1 pseudogene is annotated in these 1,378 nt (G+C 70.0%); it reads right to left on the bottom strand.

Features of this window, described 5'->3' with window-relative positions:
* Window positions 1-1,310: pseudogene (locus tag QMO56_RS26765) on the bottom strand (IS701 family transposase); the annotation flags it as partial.
* Window positions 1,311-1,378 lie beyond the last annotated feature (68 nt).

Below are 1,378 nucleotides of genomic sequence, written 5' to 3'. Positions count from 1 at the left end.
GCGTCGGCAGTGCGGACATCGTACTGGCGTGGCGAGATGCGCGAACAGCCGGTCGAGGATGGCACGACGAACGGCGGGCAGGCTCGGCGAGGGCGGCGGCCCCGACATCGGGGTGCGCATTTCCCCCCCCGCCTCGTCCGACGGTGTGCCGCGAGGCGGAGGTGCTGCAGATAGGCGTAGGCCATGCAGGTCATCAGCGCGTGTCGGTGCAAGCCAGTCCAGGACCGTCCCTCGAAGTGCCCGAGACCGAGTTCTTGTTTGAGCTGCTGGTGGGCTTGCTCACAAACCCAGCGCGCCTTGATGGCGGCTGCCAGCAACCGCAGCGGCGTGTCGGCGGGCAGATTGCTCAGGTAGTACTTTCGCTCGCCGCCTGAGCGCCATTCCCCCACCAGCCAGACCTCATCCCCCGGTAGGTGCCGGTTGTTGCCCCAGACCGGCCCGTCACCGACCCGGATGCGCGCCGCGGCGAACCTAGCCGCCAGCGCCCCCTTGGTGCCATGCCGCCAAGTGACGCGACGCCAGGCCTGCGTGGCCAGGATCTTCTCCGCTTCCGTGGGCTGCTCATCAGGGACCGGCTTGCGGGCCCGCCCCGGCGGCGGCACCAGCTGCACGGCGGCGCTGTAGACCTTCTGGTTGCGCGGGATACCGACAGCCCAGCGCAGGCCCCGCGTATCAAGACCCTGGCGAAACGCCGCACTCGCGCCGTAGCCCGCATCCGCCAGCACCGTGCCGAACCGCACGCCCGCGGCACGCAGCCTGTCCAGCTCGTCGAGCGCGATCTCGCCTTTGGCTCGCGGCACCCTAGCCGCCTCCGGTACGCCTGCCCGGACGCAGCGCTCACGGTTGCCAGTCCACTCCTCCGGCAGGAACAGCCGCAGGCCAACCGGGACAGGCACCTCGCCCTGCGCCAGGGTGAGTGAGACCAGCGACTGGCAGTTGGCCTTCTTGCCCAGCTGGCCGCAATACTGCGGCAGCACGCCGACTGACATCGTCCCCTTCTTGGGCAGCGCCGTGTCGTCGATCACCAGCCAGGCCGCCGGGCCACCGACCAGCCGGTCGGCCTGCTGCGCCAGCACGGACCAGAGCGGCGCATCGTCCCAGGCGGCGCTGGCGATGAAGTGCTGCAGCTGGTCATGTCCACCCAGCCCCAGGCGGGCGGCCATCGGCTGCAGGCTCTTGCGCTCACCGGGTCCGAGCAGGCCCCGCAGATAGAGTGGCGCCCAGGCGCGGCGGGTCTTGCGCCCCATCACCTCGAGAAACGGCGCCAGCCAGCGGTCCAGGTCAGCGCCACCACCAGGGATGTTCGTCATCGACGTTGCCTCCGCAAGGCAGCGTCGCACATGATCTCCCAGCACTCAACCGAAATGCCCAGGTAGTG

The sequence above is a fragment of the Roseomonas sp. E05 genome (genome assembly GCF_030063475.1).
Classification (GTDB): Bacteria; Pseudomonadota; Alphaproteobacteria; order Acetobacterales; family Acetobacteraceae; genus Pseudoroseomonas.
This window is presented reverse-complemented; position numbering and strand designations above follow the sequence as displayed.